16 protein-coding genes are annotated in these 14,682 nt (G+C 66.4%); 3 read left to right on the top strand and 13 right to left on the bottom strand.

What is annotated here, in order from left to right:
* The first annotated feature begins 16 nt into the window (after positions 1-16).
* Both AM586_RS09680 and AM586_RS09675 read left to right on the top strand, forming a co-directional pair.
* Positions 17-1,813, top strand: a complete 1,797-nt coding sequence (locus tag AM586_RS09680) for an ABC transporter ATP-binding protein/permease (RefSeq protein ID WP_162600535.1) — start codon at positions 17-19, stop codon at positions 1,811-1,813.
* 169 nt (positions 1,814-1,982) lie between these two features.
* The gene (locus tag AM586_RS09675; RefSeq protein WP_052233409.1) at positions 1,983-2,510 is read left to right on the top strand and encodes a PH domain-containing protein; all 528 of its coding nucleotides are present in this window, start codon (positions 1,983-1,985) and stop codon (positions 2,508-2,510) included.
* Between the two features lie 5 nt (positions 2,511-2,515).
* On the opposite strand, the gene fliR is transcribed toward AM586_RS09675, so the two are convergent.
* The 13 genes from fliR to fliF form a co-directional block, all read right to left on the bottom strand.
* A complete protein-coding gene (gene fliR, locus AM586_RS09670) occupies positions 2,516-3,355 on the bottom strand; it encodes a flagellar biosynthetic protein FliR (protein WP_047824196.1) in 840 nt (279 codons plus the stop codon).
* A 10-nt stretch (positions 3,356-3,365) separates the two neighbouring features.
* Positions 3,366-3,635: a flagellar biosynthesis protein FliQ gene (gene fliQ, locus AM586_RS09665; RefSeq protein ID WP_047824186.1), complete on the bottom strand. Its 270-nt coding sequence runs from the start codon at positions 3,633-3,635 to the stop codon at positions 3,366-3,368.
* A gap of 26 nt (positions 3,636-3,661) precedes the next feature.
* On the bottom strand, positions 3,662-4,414 hold the full coding sequence (gene fliP / locus AM586_RS09660; RefSeq protein WP_047824185.1) for a flagellar type III secretion system pore protein FliP: 753 nt from the start codon (positions 4,412-4,414) through the stop codon (positions 3,662-3,664).
* Positions 4,415-5,260, bottom strand: a complete 846-nt coding sequence (fliO, locus tag AM586_RS28810) for a flagellar biosynthetic protein FliO (RefSeq protein ID WP_229411095.1) — start codon at positions 5,258-5,260, stop codon at positions 4,415-4,417. It abuts the gene before it with no gap.
* Entirely contained in the window at positions 5,257-5,682 is a 426-nt protein-coding gene (fliN, locus tag AM586_RS09650; RefSeq protein WP_047824183.1) for a flagellar motor switch protein FliN, read from the bottom strand. The genes fliO and fliN overlap by 4 nt, the downstream gene beginning before the upstream one ends.
* A 14-nt stretch (positions 5,683-5,696) precedes the next feature.
* On the bottom strand, positions 5,697-6,719 hold the full coding sequence (gene fliM / locus AM586_RS09645) for a flagellar motor switch protein FliM (protein ID WP_047824181.1): 1,023 nt from the start codon (positions 6,717-6,719) through the stop codon (positions 5,697-5,699).
* 8 nt (positions 6,720-6,727) lie between these two features.
* Positions 6,728-7,249 (bottom strand): flagellar basal body-associated protein FliL, encoded by a 522-nt coding sequence (gene fliL / locus AM586_RS09640; RefSeq protein WP_047824179.1) that lies wholly within the window; start codon positions 7,247-7,249, stop codon positions 6,728-6,730.
* A 152-nt stretch (positions 7,250-7,401) separates the two neighbouring features.
* Complete coding sequence (locus AM586_RS09635; protein ID WP_109370455.1) at positions 7,402-8,748, bottom strand: flagellar hook-length control protein FliK; 1,347 nt, start codon at positions 8,746-8,748, stop codon at positions 7,402-7,404.
* Between the two features lie 22 nt (positions 8,749-8,770).
* A complete protein-coding gene (fliJ, locus tag AM586_RS09630) occupies positions 8,771-9,211 on the bottom strand; it encodes a flagellar export protein FliJ (RefSeq protein WP_047824175.1) in 441 nt (146 codons plus the stop codon).
* 35 nt (positions 9,212-9,246) lie between these two features.
* Positions 9,247-10,659: a flagellar protein export ATPase FliI gene (gene fliI, locus AM586_RS09625; RefSeq protein ID WP_047824172.1), complete on the bottom strand. Its 1,413-nt coding sequence runs from the start codon at positions 10,657-10,659 to the stop codon at positions 9,247-9,249.
* Positions 10,656-11,393: a flagellar assembly protein FliH gene (locus AM586_RS09620; protein WP_047824171.1), complete on the bottom strand. Its 738-nt coding sequence runs from the start codon at positions 11,391-11,393 to the stop codon at positions 10,656-10,658. The genes fliI and AM586_RS09620 overlap by 4 nt, the downstream gene beginning before the upstream one ends.
* On the bottom strand, positions 11,393-12,397 hold the full coding sequence (gene fliG, locus AM586_RS09615) for a flagellar motor switch protein FliG (RefSeq protein WP_060567065.1): 1,005 nt from the start codon (positions 12,395-12,397) through the stop codon (positions 11,393-11,395). The genes AM586_RS09620 and fliG overlap by 1 nt, the downstream gene beginning before the upstream one ends.
* Before the next feature lie 3 nt (positions 12,398-12,400).
* Positions 12,401-14,086 (bottom strand): flagellar basal-body MS-ring/collar protein FliF, encoded by a 1,686-nt coding sequence (fliF, locus tag AM586_RS09610; RefSeq protein WP_060567063.1) that lies wholly within the window; start codon positions 14,084-14,086, stop codon positions 12,401-12,403.
* Positions 14,087-14,252: 166 nt separating this feature from the next.
* Here fliF and fliE point away from each other — a divergent pair, with 166 nt between their 5' ends.
* Positions 14,253-14,660 (top strand): flagellar hook-basal body complex protein FliE, encoded by a 408-nt coding sequence (gene fliE, locus AM586_RS09605; RefSeq protein WP_060567061.1) that lies wholly within the window; start codon positions 14,253-14,255, stop codon positions 14,658-14,660.
* Positions 14,661-14,682 lie beyond the last annotated feature (22 nt).

Raw genomic sequence — 14,682 nt, 5'->3', positions numbered from 1 at the left:
GAAGCAATTTGTCAATGTGGCGAAGCCGTACTGGCTGGGGGAGGAGCGGAAGAAGGCCTGGCTCCTGCTGCTGCTCCTGATCGTGCTGATGCTGGTCGACACCCGGCTGGCCGTCATGCTGAACGACCAGTCGGGCGAAATGACCTCGGCGCTGGCGGCCAAGGATGGCGGCCGCTTCTGGACATCGGTGCGGGCCTGCCTGTTCATCCTGGCGTTCGCGGTCCCGACCTACGCGTTCTACTACTACATGCGCGATGTCTTCGCCAACCAGTGGCGGCGCTGGCTGACCGGCCGTTTCCTCGACGGCTACCTGAAAGGGCGCAAGTACTACGAACTCGGGTCCGACAGCGAAATCGACAACCCCGACCAGCGCATCAGCGAAGACATCAATACCTTCACCGGCCGGTCCATCAACTTCCTGCTGATCTTCCTGGGCTCGCTCATGCAGCTGGTGGCCTTCAGCGCCGTGCTGTGGTCGATATCCCACCTGCTGGTCGGCGTGCTGGCGGTGTACGCGCTGCTGGGCACCGTCGTCGCCCTCTGGGTATTCGGTACGCCGCTGATCCACCTGAATTTCTGGCAGCTGCGGCGCGAGGCGGATTTCCGCTTCAGCCTGATGCGCGTGCGTGAAAATGCCGAGTCGATCGCGTTCTACCGCGGCGAAGCGCAGGAGCGCGCGCACATCGACAGGAAGCTCGACAAGGTCATCAATAACTTCGCCAGGCTGATCCGGAAACAGCGCTCCCTGAACTTCTTCCAGCGCAGCTTCAGCCAGCTGACCCTGGTGCTGCCGGGCGTGATCCTGGCGAATGGCGTCCTGTCGGGCGAGCTCGAAGTGGGGCGGGCGATCCAGGCGACCGGCGCCTTTACCGCGGTGCTCGGCGCGGTGGGCGTGATCGTCGATAACTTCGAGAGCCTGAGCCGCTTCGTCGCCGGCATCGACCGCCTGAAGGCGCTGTCCAACCTGGTCCTGCCGGAGGCGGCGTCCGCGGACGCGACCGGGGGCGCGCAAGCGCGCATCCAGACCCGTCCGGGCCAGCATCTGGCGCTGGAATCCCTGACCCTGCATCCGCCGCAATCCGACCGGGTGCTCATCAAGGAACTGAGCCTGAGCCTGGAAGCGGGCGATGCGCTGCTCATCACCGGCGACAGCGGCTGCGGCAAAAGCTCGTTGCTGCGGGCGATCGCCGGCCTGTGGCATGACGGCAGCGGCACCATCCATCATCCGCCGCTGGAGGATTTCTTCTTCCTGCCCCAGCAGCCCTACCTGCAGCAGGGCACGCTGCGCAGCCAGCTCATCTACCCCAGCGCGGATTCATCCCTGAGCGACGAGCAGCTGCTGGAGATCCTGGAGCAGGTGCACCTGCCGAACCTGGCCGGGCGTGTGGGTGGCCTGGACGCCGTGCGCGACTGGGACAAGCTGTTGTCGGTGGGCGAGCAGCAGCGCCTGGCCTTCGGCCGCGTGCTGGTGCACAAGCCGGAGATCGTCATCCTGGACGAAGCCACCAGCGCGCTCGACAGCGGCAACGAAGCCTCGCTCTACAGCCGCCTGCGCGCCAGCGGCACCACCCTGATCAGCATCGCCCACCGCCCCGCGGTGCTGCGCCACCACACCCACGTGCTGCACCTGATGGGCGACGGCGCATGGGAGGTCCATGACGCCGGCACCTATGAATTCGACGAAGCCCCCGCCGAAGCGCCCGTCAGCGTCAGCGTCAGCGCACCGCAACCGGCCGTTGGACGACCACGTACAGATGCTTTTGCGGAGTCTGATCGAACTCGAGATGCCTGCACATGCATCCCGCTTCCCTGATGACGTCCAGCAGGCCCGGTATCCGGCGCTCGGCGAGTTCGTCGCAGGCGGACGCGATGGCTGAGTGAGGCATGAGTCGTCCTTCCCGAACGTGGCTGCGAAGTCGACTAATCTACTGGCTTTGCCGCCGCTGGCATACACTGGAGAACACTTTATTTTTCTCCAAGCCATGACATCCGATCCCATCGTCATTCGCGCGCGATTCAATCCGCTGATCAAACCCTTCCTGGTCATGAAAATTGGCATCAGCATGATGTGCACGGTGGTCGGCATTCCGCTGGCCATCGTCTGGTTCCTGGGCGTCGGCCGCTGGTGGGCCCAGCATTATTTCGACCGGCTCGAATGCCAGCTGGGCGAGCGCCACATCCGTTTTCGCAAGGGCATCCTGGTGACGACGGAAAAGACCATTCCGCTCGAGAATATCCAGGACGTGACCTTCGTCGAGGGGCCGATCCTGCGGCACTTCAACCTCAGCACCCTGAAATTCGAAACCGCCGGACACAGCGCCGGGCAGGCATCGGACATGCACCTGACCGGCATCATCGATGCCCAGGCCTTCCGCGCGCAGATCATGCGGGCGCGCGAAGCCCTGCGCCATCCGCAGCAGGGCGGCAAGGAGGACGAGCAGATGGTCGTGCTGCGCGCGATCGAGTCGAAGCTGGGCGAGCTCGTGGAGCTGCTGCGCGCGCGGCACTAGCCGGATCAGCCCACCGGCGCAAGCGACGCCGGCGGCGCCGGCGGCCTTGGCTGCCCCGGCCGCTCGCCGCCGGTGCGTGGGATCCTGCGGCTGGCCTCGATCCCCTGGTTGAACAGGTTCTGCAGCGGCGTGCCGAGGTAGGGCAGGGTCAGGCTGATCACCAGGAAGCCCGCGCCCAGCGTGATCGGGAAGCCGATGCCGAACAGGTTCAGCTGCGGTGCGGCGCGGGTCAGGATGGCAAGCGCGATATTGGTGACCAGCATGGCGGCGATGATCGGCATGCCGATCTGCAGGCCGGCCGAGAAGATGCGGCCGCCCCAGCGCACCATCTCCAGCGGCGCCGCCAGCGACATCGGGGTGGCCGAGATCGGCAGGGTAAAGAAGCTCTCGACCAGGGCCTGCACCAGCACCAGGTGGGCGTTCATGGCCAGGAAGGCCATGGTCGCGACCAGCGCCAGGAACTGGCTGATGGCCGAGGTGCGGCCGGCCGTGGCGGGGTCGAAGAAGGAGGCGAAGCCCAGGCCCATGGTCGAGCTGGCGACCTCGCCGGCGAATTCGATGGCGGCGAACACCAGGCGCATCGCGAAGCCCATCGAGACGCCGATCAGGGTTTCCTGGCCCAGGATCAGGATGCCGGCCCAGGAGGTCGGGTCGACCGCAGGGATGTTCGGGATGGTCGGTGCGACGATCGCCGCCAGCAGCACGCCCAGGCTCAGCTTGATCAGCATCGGCACGCCGGTATTGCCGAACACCGGTGCGGCCGTCACCAGGCCGAGGATGCGCGTCAGGGGCCACAGCAGGCCCCCGATCCAGGCATACAGCTCGGTCGTGGTAAAGCTGATCATATGCAGGAAATCAACCGATCAATCCGGGGATCCCGGTGAATACGCTTCGCATGTAGTCGGTCATCACGGTCAGCATCCACGGGCCGGCCAGCACCAGCGCGACGAACACGCCGACCAGCTTGGGGATGAAGGACAGGGTCTGCTCGTTGATCTGGGTGGCGGCCTGGAAGATGCTGACCACCAGGCCGATGATCAGGGCCACCAGCAGCAGCGGCGCCGACACCATCAGGGTGACTTCCATGGCCGTGCGGCCCATCGCGATGACGCTTTCCGGAGTCATGCTCTTATCCTTAATTGAAGCTCTGGCTAATTGAAACTTTGAGACAGGGAACCCAGCAGCAGCTGCCAGCCGTCGACCAGCACGAACAGCATCAGCTTGAACGGCAGCGAGATCACCGCCGGCGACATCATCATCATACCCATCGACATCAGCACCGACGCGACCACCATGTCGATGATGAGGAAGGGGATGAAGATCGCGAAGCCGATCTGGAACGCGGTCTTCAGTTCGCTCGTGATGAAGGAGGGGATCAGCACCCGCAGCGGCACGTCTTCCGGGCCCTGCAGCGCCGGCGTGCGCGAGATCTTCACGAACAGCGCCAGGTCCGACTGGCGGGTCTGCTTCAGCATGAAGCCCTTCAGGGGCGCGGCGGCCTTGTCCATCGCCTCGCCCATCTGGATGCGGTTTTCCTGCAGCGGCACATAGGCTTCGGTGTAGATGCGGTCGAACGTCGGGCCCATCACGAACAGGGTCAGGAACAGGGCCAGCCCGACCATCACCTGGTTCGGCGGCGCGGTCTGGGTGCCGAGCGCCTGGCGCAGCAGCGACAGCACGATGATGATGCGGGTAAAACTCGTCATCATCAGCAGCGCCGCCGGGATGAAGGTCAGCGCCGTCATCAGGAGCAGGGTCTGGACCGGCAGCGAATACGCGGTGCCGCCACCCGGCGCGGGGCTGGTGGTGAAGGCGGGGATGGCGGGCGCTGCGATTGCAGCTGCGGCGGCGGCCAGCGACAGGCCGATCAAGCCCGCCGCCAGCAGGATTCTTTGTTTGCGCATTTACTTACGTTTGTCGATGGTCTGCTTCAGCCAGTCGGCGAAGCTGTTCGCGGGTTGCGCCGCATTTGCGCCGTGCGGAGCAAGGGTAGCATGCCCTTCGCCGGCGCCGGTGTCCACGCCGTCCTGCTTCGGCATGGTGGCCAGCGCGTTGATGCGGCCGGGCGAGGCGCCCACCACGATCCACTGGTTGCCGACTTCGACCACCAGCACGCGTTCGCGCCCGCCGAGGTTGAGGGCGCCGACCACGCGCAGGTTGGCGCTGCCGCCGCCGGCCTTCGGGCCGTAGCGCTTCAGGAACCAGGCCAGGGCGCCGAGCACGGCCAGCACCACGATCAGGGCGAGCAGGGTCTGCAGCAGGCTGCCGGTGGCCGAGCCGGAGGGCATCGTGACCGGACCCGCGGCGGGACTTGCGGGAACGCGGTTCGCGGCGCCGCCGCCGACCGTGGTTTCGGGCGCGTCGGGGCTGGCCGGGTTCATGGCCGGGGCATTCGCGGCGGGGACGGCAGACGGCTCCGTTGCCGGCGCGCTTGCTGCAGGCGCGGGCGAAGCCGAAGTGCCGGCAAGGGGCGCGCCGACAGCACCGGCGGACCGGCGCGGCTGCGCAGCCGGCGTGGCGGTCTGCGTCCGGGCGTTATCGGAAGATTGCGGCTGAGGCGCCATCGCCGGCGCCGTCGCGGTGGAAGACGGCATGGCAGAAGACTGCGCGGCCGCTGCAGCAGCGGGCGCCGCGGCGGCGCCGCCCGCCTGGCCGACCTGGTCCTGGCTGTGCGCCGCCGGCTGCGCCGCGCAGGCGGCCAGGGGCAGCGTAATGGCAAGGATGGTCAGCAGGCGGGCGGTGGTCGTCATTTATTCAGTTTGCGGATGCGCTCGGATGGCGTGATGATGTCGGTGAGGCGGATACCGAACTTGTCGTTCACGACCACCACCTCGCCCTGGGCGATCAGGCAGCCGTTCACGAGCACGTCCATCGGCTCGCCGGCCAGGCCGTCCAGTTCCACCACCGAGCCCTGCGCGAGCTGCAGCAGGTTCTTGATGGCGATCTTGGTGCGTCCCAGCTCCACCGTCAACTGTACCGGGATATCGAGGATGAAGTCGATATCGTTCGGGGTGTCCGGGCGCGCGGACTTGTTCGAAAAATCCTTGAACACGGCGGCGCTGGCAGCCTGCTGCTGGTTGGCCAGCGCAGCGGCTTCCGCAGCGGCCTGTTCGGCAATCGCGGCGCCCCAATCATCGTCGAGGCTGCTCTGGTCGTCTTGAGTATCGGACATGGTCTGCTCCTGTATTACGCTTGCACGGCGCCCGCGCTGCCAGGCAGGGCGCCGTCTTTATGGAAGGTTTCACTATTGGCGATGAGCCGTTCGACTTTGAGCGCGTACTGTCCGTTCGAGACGCCGTAGCTGCAGTCCATCACGGGCACGCCGTCGACGGTGGCCTGGATGACTTCCGGGACCGAGATCGGGATCACGTCGCCGACCTTCATGTTCAGGATTTCGTCGAAGTTCGCCTTGCCGTGGCCCAGCATGGCCACCAGTTCCACTTCCGCCACCTGGATCTGCTGCGTCAGCAGGCGGATCCAGCGCTTGTCCACTTCCAGGGCCTCGCCCTGGATGCTGGAGGTCAGCGCATCGCGGATCGGCTCGATCATCGAATAGGGCATGCAGAAATGGATCTGGCCCGACACCGAACCGAGCTCGATGGTGAAGGTGCAAGATACCACGACTTCGTTCGGGGTGGCGATGTTCGCGAACTGCGTGTTCATCTCCGACCGGATGTACTCGAATTCGATCGGGTGGACCGGTTCCCAGGACTTGGTATAGGCATCGAACACGACATCGAGGATGCGCATGATGATGCGCTGCTCGGTCTGGGTAAAGTCGCGGCCTTCCACGCGGGTGTGGAAACGGCCGTCGCCGCCGAACAGGTTGTCGACCAGCAGGAACACCAGGCCCGGATCGAACACCATCAGCGCGGTGCCGCGCAGCGGCTTCATGTGGATCAGGTTCAGGTTGGTCGGCACCACCAGGTTGCGGATGAATTCGCTGTACTTGGAGACGCGCACCGAGCCGACCGAGACCTCGGCGCTGCGGCGCAAGAAGTTGAACAGGCCGACCCGCAGATACCTGGCGAAACGCTCGTTGATGATCTCGAGCGTCGGCATGCGGCCGCGGACGATCCGCTCCTGCGTTGCCAGGTTATAGGTGCGGACTCCCGAGGTGTCTTCAGGCGTCGCGACATCGTCCTGATCGCCGTTGACCCCCTTGAGGAGGGCATCGACTTCTTCCTGTGAGAGAAAATTATCAGCCATGCTGCCGTTTACTGGATGATGAACTCGGTGAACAGGACGTCCGAGACTTCCTGTTCTTCGCCATGCGACTCGAAGGGTTGCTTCACGACGGCCAGGATCTCGCCGGCCAGTTGCTGCTTGCCTTCGACCGTATTGATCTCGGATGCCTTCTTGCCGGACAGGAGCAGCAGCACGCGGCTGCGCACCTTGGCCATATTCGCCTTGATGAGCTCGGCCTGTTCGGCGCCGTCGACCTGCAGCGTGAATGCGACGCGCAGGTACTGGTCGCCGTTTTCGGGCTGCAGGTTCACGGTGAAAGGCTCGATCGCCAGGTACTCCGGCGGCGCTTCCTTCTTGCTCTTTTTCTTGCTGCCGCCATGCTCCTTCCTGGCCGGCTCGGACGCTTCCGCGTTGCCGCTGCCGTGCATGAAGTACCAGCCGGCGCCGCCGCCCAGGCCGAGCACCAGCACGGCCGCGCCGATCATCATGAACAACTTGTTCTTGCCGCCTGCCGGTGCTGCCGCTGCGTCCGCTTTCGGATCAGCCTTCATTTTTGGATTCGCTTTCAAGATACCTCGGTCCCTGCTGTGGATCGTCCCGTCATTATGTCATTATCGGGAAAAAGTGAGCAGGAGCAATGGCCGAAAAGAAGGGCGATTGCGCGCTATCTCGTTGTTTCTTGACGCATTTGATGGCGATCTGATCACGCAAAGGTATCGACCATGCCCCTGTCGCCAAGGATCGCGGTGCGGGTCACCGGACGGGCCACGCTGTCCTCGACGGTATTGCCGCCATTGCCACGGCCACGGCCGTTATTGCCGCCGTTGCCGAAGCCGCCGCTGTTGCGCGCGGCCTGCTCCCGGGCCTGGCTGCCGTCGGGCATGCCGGCGTTGACGCTGGCGTTACCCAGCGTGATGCCGCTCTCGCTCATCATTTCGCGCAGGCGCGGCAGGGCGTTCTCGAGGGCCTGGCGCACCTCTTCCTGGTTGGCCGAGAAGCTCACGCTGGCCTGGTCGTTGCTCACCGAGAGCACCACCTGCAGCGGACCGAGGTCCGGCGGGTTCAGGGTCAACGAAGCGGTCTGCTCCTCGCTGCCGGCCATGTAGACGATCTTCTGGCCGACCTGGTTTTCCCATGCTTCGGTGCCGACCCGTGCGGAGAGCCCCTCGGCGGCGGCGGCGGCCTGCACGGCCTCCATCACGGCCGGCTGGGCCTGGGCCAGGGCGGCCGCCGCGGGAAGCGGTTCGTGCACGGCGGCTTCGCGCGCCTGCTGCAGGCTGAGTGCGGCCGCATCGAGCTGCGCCTCGCCCTGGCCCGTGGCGGCGGCGCCCTTGGTGGCCGTCAGCGCGGCGCGCAGGTCGGCGCCCAGCTTGGCCGTGGCGTCGGCGCCGGCGGGCTTGTCGTCCGCGCCGAGGGCGGCGCCGGCGGCGGCCAGGGCCGGGTTGCGCAGGGCCGCGGTATCGGAGAAGGCCTTGCCGGCGCTGGTGGCGATGCCGGCGCCGTCCTTCGACACCGATTTCATCGCCGCCTGCAGGGCCGCCAGCTGGGCGGTGTCGCCGCGCTTGCCCTTGCCGGCGGCGCCGCCGAGGGCGTCCCAGGCGTTGGCGGCGGCAGTGCTCGCCTTGGCATCCTTCGCGTCCTTGGCCGGCTGCTGCAGGCTCGCCATCAGGGCCAGCATGGCGCTGGCGGGATCGCCGGCCTGGCCCGGCTGCGCGTCGGCTTTGCCGTCCTCGTCGCCGGCCTCGTCGCTGTCCTTGGCGTCGGCGCTCTTGTCGGCGGCCGCGGGCTTGTCCGCCGCTTGCGGCTTCGCGGCCTGCTGCGCTTCGGCCGCGCCGTCGGGCTGGGCCGGCTTCTCGGCGGCCTTCGGCTTCGGCGCTTCCGCTTTCGGCGCGGCCGGTGCAGGGGCCGGTTCCGGCGCGGCGTGGCGCAGCTCCAGTTCATTCGACAGCACGGCGCTGAACTGCGCCGCGTCGCCGTTGGCGGCGGCGCCGTTGCGCTGGGCCGGGCTGTTGGTGTTCAGCTGGATCGGAAGGGAGGAAGTGGTCTGCATCGTCATCTCGTTCGGCGTCGCGTTAGCGTTTGAATCGTGCGGTCCGGGCCGCGAAGTCGTCCATCGTTTTCTGGTCGCGCCTGGTCTCGACGGCCAGCGCCTGGGCCGCCGCGCGATCGTTCAGGGTGCGGTAGGAGAGGCGCTTGCGCTCGCTCTCCTGCAGCGCATTGCGTTCGGTGTCGGCCTTGTACTGGGCATGCTTGATCACTTCCTGCTGGCCGCTGACCGCGTTGTCCAGCTTGCCCATGAAGGCGACGAAGTTGGCGTAGGCGAAGGGCGTGATGCCGTTCACCTGGGCCTGGTCCAGGCGGTCCGCATAATCCTGGCGGTAACCCAGCAGCATCTGCAGCTTCTGTTCGGCTTCCTCGAGCGCCTTCAGCGCCGCGCCGAGCCGCTTGGCGCGGTGGTCGGACTCGCGCTGGGCGAGGTCGATCAGGGTGTCGAGTGCGGATGGATTGGCCATAATGATCGAGTATATCGGCCGGGCAGCTCATCCAATCAGCCGAACAGAGAGGTCAATTCCCCCAAACTCTGCAGCATGTCGGTGTTGTCATGGATTTCCTGGCACAGGAAGGCTTCGATGCGCTCGTGCAGGACGATCGCCTTGTCGAGCACCGGGTCGGTGCCGGCGACGTAGGCGCCCACGCTGATCAGGTCGCGCGAGCGCTCGTAGCGCGAGTACAGCTGCTTGAGCGTGCGCGCCGCCTGCTGGTGCTCGCGCGAGGTGATGCCGTGCATCGCACGCGAGATCGACTGTTCGATGTCGATCGCCGGGTAGTGGCCGGCTTCGGCCAGCCGGCGGTTGAGGACGATGTGGCCGTCGAGGATACCGCGCGCCGCGTCGGCGATCGGGTCCTGCTGGTCGTCGCCCTCGGACAGCACGGTGTAGAAGGCGGTGATGGAGCCGCCGCCTTCATGGCCGTTGCCGGCGCGTTCGACCAGCACCGGCAGCTTGGCGAACACCGATGGCGGATAGCCCTTGGTGGCGGGCGGTTCGCCGATGGCGAGCGCGATCTCGCGCTGCGCCTGCGCGTAGCGGGTCAGCGAATCCATGATCAGCATGACGTTCTTGCCCTCGTCGCGGAAGTGCTCGGCGATGGCGGTCGCATACGCGGCGCCCTGCATGCGCAGCAGCGGCGGCGAATCGGCCGGCGCCGCCACCACCACGGAGCGGGCCAGGCCTTCCTCGCCCAGGATCTGTTCGATGAATTCCTTCACCTCGCGGCCACGCTCGCCGATCAGGCCGACCACGATCACGTCGGCCGTGGTGTAGCGCGCGATCATCCCCAGCAGCACCGATTTACCGACGCCGGTACCGGCGAACAGGCCGAGACGCTGGCCGCGGCCGACGGTGAGCATGGAATTGATGGCGCGCACGCCCACGTCCAGCGTCTCCGAGATCGGTGCGCGTTCGAGCGGGTTGATCGGGCGTGCGTTCAGCGGGCCCACTTCGAGGGTGTCGAGCGGGCCCTTGCCGTCCAGCGGGCGGCCGGCGCCGTCGACCACGCGGCCCAGCAGGCCCCAGCCGACCGGCAGGTGGCGTGCGCGGTCCATCGGACGGCGGCGCGGGTGGTCGACACTGCCGGGCTTCGGCACGCTCGGCTCGACCGGGAACACGCGCGAACCCGGTATCACGCCTTCGACGTCGCTCTGCGGCATCAGGAACAGGCGCTCGCCCTCGAAGCCGACGACCTCGGCTTCGATGCGCGCGCCGCTGGCCACCGGGATCGTGCAGGCGCTGCCCACCGCCAGCTTCAGGCCGACGCATTCCATCACCAGGCCGGCCACGCGCGTGACGCGGCCCGAGACCAGCATCGGCTCGACGAAATCGAGCACATTGCCGCAGTCCTTCAGGTAGGACTTCCAGCGCGCCGTGTGGCGGTCCGGGCCCGTTTCGCCGGCGAGCGTCATGCCAGCCACTCCACGTCGCGGCCCAGCGCATGCGCCAGGCGCTGCCAGCGCGAGGCGATCTGGGCGTCGATCTGGTTGCTGGCGGTGTCGATGCGGCAGCCGCCGCGCGCGACGTTGCCGTCCTCGACGATGCGCCAGCCGGTTTTTTCGAGCTCGTGGCCGATGTTGTCGCGGACGATCAGGGCGTCCTCCGGATGCAGGATCAGGAGGGCCGGCTGCTGCAGGTTCGGCAGGTAGTCGACCGCTTCGCGCACCACCGGCAGGATCAGTTCGGGACGCACCTCGAAAGCGGTGCGCACCATGTTCTTCGCCAGGTGCAGGGCCAGTTCCAGCACGTCGGCCGCGATCGCCTCGTCGGCCTGGGTGACGGCGTCGCCGAAGGTGGCGGCGATGCCCTGCATGTGGGTCAGCTCGGCGGCCGCCTCGGCGCGACCCATGGCCATGCCGTCGTCGTAGCCGCTGGCGTGGCCGGTGGACTGGCCGGCCGCGAAGCCCTCGGCATAGCCTTGCTGGCGCGCGGCTTCGCGGATCGCTTCGAGCTCTTCCTCGCTGATCGTCGGCGCCGGCGGGGGAGGGGGCGGCTGCATCGCGCGCAGGGCGGCGGCTTGCGCTTCAGCGGCGGCGGCTGCTGCTTCGGCAGCGCGGCGTTCGGCCACGGCGCCGGCGCGCTCGTCGCCGAAGGAGGTCATTTCCCAGCGCTTGAACATGGGCTGGAAGTCTTTCGAGTTCACCATCAGACGAACGAGTCCTCACCTTTGCCGCCCAGGACGATCTGGCCTTCGTCGGCCAGGCGGCGGACGATCTGCAGGATCTGCTTCTGCTGGGATTCCACTTCGGACAGGCGCACCGGACCCTTCGATTCGAGGTCTTCGCGCATCATCTCGGCCGCACGCTGCGACATGTTCTTGAAGACCTTCTCGCGCAGGTCCTGGCTGGCGCCCTTGAGCGCGATGATCAGCATCTCGGACTGCACTTCGCGCAGCAGCAGCTGGATGCCGCGGTCATCGATGTCGATGATGTTATCGAACACGAACATCTCGTCCATGATCTTCTGCGCCATGTCGTTGTCGTAGTTCTTGATGTTCTCCATGACCGAGCTTTCCTGATCGCCGCTCATGAAGTTCAGGATCTCGGCCGCGGTGCGCACGCCGCCCAGCGAGGACTTCTTGATGTTCTCGTTACCCGACAGGAGCTTGGTCAGCACGTCGTTCAGCTCGCGCAGGGCGGCCGGCTGCACGCCGTCCAGGGTCGCGATACGCAGCACCGCGTCGTTGCGCAGGCGGTCCGTGAAGTGGGCCAGGATCTCGCAGGCCTGGTCGCGCTCGAGGTGGACCAGGATGGTGGCGATGATCTGCGGGTGCTCGTTGCGGATCAGTTCCGCGACCGACTGCGAGTCCATCCACTTCAGGCTCTCGATGCCGGAGGCGTCCTTGCCGCCCAGGATGCGGTTCAGCAGCACCGCGGCCTTGTCGTCGCCCAGCGCCTTGGTCAGCACCTGGCGGATGTACTCGTCCGAGTCCAGGCCGACGGTCGACTGCAGGTCGACGCGCTCGCGGAAGTCGGTCAGCACGGCCGTCACCTCCTCGTGCTGCACCGCCTTCATCTGCGCCATCGCCGCGCCCAGCTTGAGCACTTCGCGCGGGCCGAGGAACTTCATCACCTCGGCCGCTTCGGATTCGCCCAGGGCCAGCATCAGGATCGCCGCCTTGTTGATATTCTCTTTGTCCTTGTCGCTCATGTCTTATTCGGCGCCCAGCCATTCCTTGATCACGTTTGCCACGATGCGCGGGTCGTTCTGCGCAAGGGTCTTGGCCATCTCGAGGTTGCTCTTGTAGACGATGACCTGTTTCTGTTCTTCCGCTTCGCGGACGATCCGCGCGATTTCCTCGTGGTCCGGTTCCGCTTCCGGCTCCGGCTCCACCGGTTCCGGCTCCGGCGGCATTTCCACCGCCTTGTCGAAGGTCTTCATCACCGGCTTCAGCAGCGGACGAAGGATGCGGTACCAAAGGAACAGCAGCACCAGTGCGATGAACACCCACTTCGCGATGTCCTTCGCCAGCGGCAGGTTGTTCGGGTCCTTCCACCAGTCCGGCGCCTGGTCGGCCGGCTTGTCGATGCCGTCGAAGGGGGCGTTGGCCACGTTCAGGGTGTCGCCGCGCGCCTGGCTGTAGCCCATCGCCTGCTTGACCAGTTCGTTGATCTGCGCAACTTCGGCAGCGGTGAGCGGCTTGATCACGACCTTGCCGGTCTTCGGATCGATTGAGCGGCGGTAGTTGACCACCACGCCCACGGTCAGGCGCTTGATGCCGCCCATCGGCTTCTGCTCGAAGCGCACGGTCTTGTCGACTTCGAAATTGGTGGTGGCGTTCTTGCTGGTCGGGCCGGTGCTCGCGGTTTGCTGGCCAGCCGGGGCGGCGCCGTCGATCGGCGCCGTGGCCACGCCCGGCGGCTGGTTCGACAGTGCGCCCGGGATGCCGGACGGGTTCTGGCTGCCGGGACCGGTCTGCTCCGAGGTCTGCTGGCTGCGGATCGCCTGCGGCTCCGGCGGCGAGTTCGGCTTGTACATCTCGGCGGCGGTGTCGACCTGGGCGAAGTCCACTTCGGCGGTGGCCTCGGCGCGCACATTGTTCTGGCCGACGATGGGCGCGATGATAGACTCGACCTGCTTGACGATGTTCTGCTGCAGGGCTTCGACGTACTTCAGCTGGTTCGGGTCGAGCTGCTTGCCGTTCTTCGCGCTGGTGTCGGAAAGGAGGGTGCCGTTCTGGTCGACCACGGTCACGTTGGACGGGGTCAGTTCCGGCACCGAGGACGCCACCAGGTGCACGATGGCGCTGACCTGGGCCTGGTCGAGGGCGCGGCCCGGCTGCAGGTTGAGCAGGACCGAGGCGGTCGGCTTCTGCTGCTCGCGCACGAACACGGAGGCTTTCGGCAGCGCCAGGTGCACGCGCGCCGAGGCGACCGCCGACACCGACTGGATCGAATTCGCCAGTTCGCCTTCCAGCGAGCGCTGGTAGTTGACCTGTTCGACGAACTGCGAGGTGCCCAGCTTCTGGTTCTCGAGCAGTTCGAAGCCGACATTGCCGGCGCGCGGCAGGCCCTGGGCGGCCAGCTTCAGGCGCACGTTGTGGACCTGCTCGGCCGGGATCAGGATCGCGGTGCCGCCGTCGGAAAACTTGTACTTGACCCCCATCTGGTCGAGCGACGCGGTGATTGCGCCGCCGTCGCGGTCGCTGAAGTTCGAGAACAGGACCTTGTAGTCGGGCGCCGAGCTCCACAGCCAGATCGCGGCGATGACGGCCATGGCAGCCGCGATGGCGCCGCCGATCACGACGCGCTTGCCCATCGGGGTTTCCCAATATTTCGGCTTGGGTTCGGCGTGGGCGCCGAGGTCGTCGTCGAGGAGTGGTTCCGCTGCTGTTGCCATGGTGGTGGTCGGATGGGGATATGGGGTAGTTGAACGCCATTATGAAGCCGTGGGGCAACATTCAAACCCTCGAAAAGGGGGATGTTTACGGCGTTGCTCGAGGCCAACCCTTGCTGCGGCGCTGATATTCTGACAGCCTGAATGAACCTGTTCTCAAGAGGCGGACATGAATATCGGCGGAATCGACAGCAGCCGTATCGAAGCGATGATGGCGCAACTGAAGGCGGCGGCGAGCAAGCCGGCCACGCCCTCGGCCGGCTCCGCGGCCTCGGCGCTGGCGTCCGGCGGCATCGGCGGGATTGGCGGCCTGGGCAAGGCCGGCGCTGCGGACGCGGCCGAGTCCTCGTCGAAGGTCAGCTTTTCCGATGCCCTGAAGGCCCAGCTGGACAACGTCAGCAAGGCCCAGAACCAGGCCGACGACATGGGCAAGCGCTTCGCCGCGGGCGACGACTCGGTCAGCCTGTCCGACACCATGATCTCGATGCAGAAAGCCAGCATTACCTTCCAGGCGACGGTGCAGGTGAGGAACAAGCTGGTCTCGGCCTACCACGACATCATGAACATGCAAGTCTAAGCGACCTAATCCCCAAACCAAA

It is taken from the genome of Massilia sp. WG5, from assembly GCF_001412595.2.
GTDB lineage: Bacteria > Pseudomonadota > Gammaproteobacteria > Burkholderiales > Burkholderiaceae_D > Telluria.
Note: the sequence above shows the minus strand (reverse complement) of the source record. Positions and strands in the feature narration are given on the sequence as shown.

What these genes read in the sequence shown, in the direction of transcription:
- AM586_RS09675 (WP_052233409.1), top strand. Translation starts at nt 1,983, where the DNA reads ATGACATCCGATCCCATCGTCATTCGCGCGCGATTCAATCCGCTGATC.
- fliR (WP_047824196.1), bottom strand. Translation starts at nt 3,355, where the DNA reads ATGATCAGCTTTACCACGACCGAGCTGTATGCCTGGATCGGGGGCCTG.
- fliQ (WP_047824186.1), bottom strand. Translation starts at nt 3,635, where the DNA reads ATGACTCCGGAAAGCGTCATCGCGATGGGCCGCACGGCCATGGAAGTC.
- fliP (WP_047824185.1), bottom strand. Translation starts at nt 4,414, where the DNA reads ATGCGCAAACAAAGAATCCTGCTGGCGGCGGGCTTGATCGGCCTGTCG.
- fliO (WP_229411095.1), bottom strand. Translation starts at nt 5,260, where the DNA reads ATGACGACCACCGCCCGCCTGCTGACCATCCTTGCCATTACGCTGCCC.
- fliN (WP_047824183.1), bottom strand. Translation starts at nt 5,682, where the DNA reads ATGTCCGATACTCAAGACGACCAGAGCAGCCTCGACGATGATTGGGGC.
- fliM (WP_047824181.1), bottom strand. Translation starts at nt 6,719, where the DNA reads ATGGCTGATAATTTTCTCTCACAGGAAGAAGTCGATGCCCTCCTCAAG.
- fliL (WP_047824179.1), bottom strand. Translation starts at nt 7,249, where the DNA reads ATGAAGGCTGATCCGAAAGCGGACGCAGCGGCAGCACCGGCAGGCGGC.
- AM586_RS09635 (WP_109370455.1), bottom strand. Translation starts at nt 8,748, where the DNA reads ATGCAGACCACTTCCTCCCTTCCGATCCAGCTGAACACCAACAGCCCG.
- fliJ (WP_047824175.1), bottom strand. Translation starts at nt 9,211, where the DNA reads ATGGCCAATCCATCCGCACTCGACACCCTGATCGACCTCGCCCAGCGC.
- fliI (WP_047824172.1), bottom strand. Translation starts at nt 10,659, where the DNA reads ATGACGCTCGCCGGCGAAACGGGCCCGGACCGCCACACGGCGCGCTGG.
- AM586_RS09620 (WP_047824171.1), bottom strand. Translation starts at nt 11,393, where the DNA reads ATGGTGAACTCGAAAGACTTCCAGCCCATGTTCAAGCGCTGGGAAATG.
- fliG (WP_060567065.1), bottom strand. Translation starts at nt 12,397, where the DNA reads ATGAGCGACAAGGACAAAGAGAATATCAACAAGGCGGCGATCCTGATG.
- fliF (WP_060567063.1), bottom strand. Translation starts at nt 14,086, where the DNA reads ATGGCAACAGCAGCGGAACCACTCCTCGACGACGACCTCGGCGCCCAC.
- fliE (WP_060567061.1), top strand. Translation starts at nt 14,253, where the DNA reads ATGAATATCGGCGGAATCGACAGCAGCCGTATCGAAGCGATGATGGCG.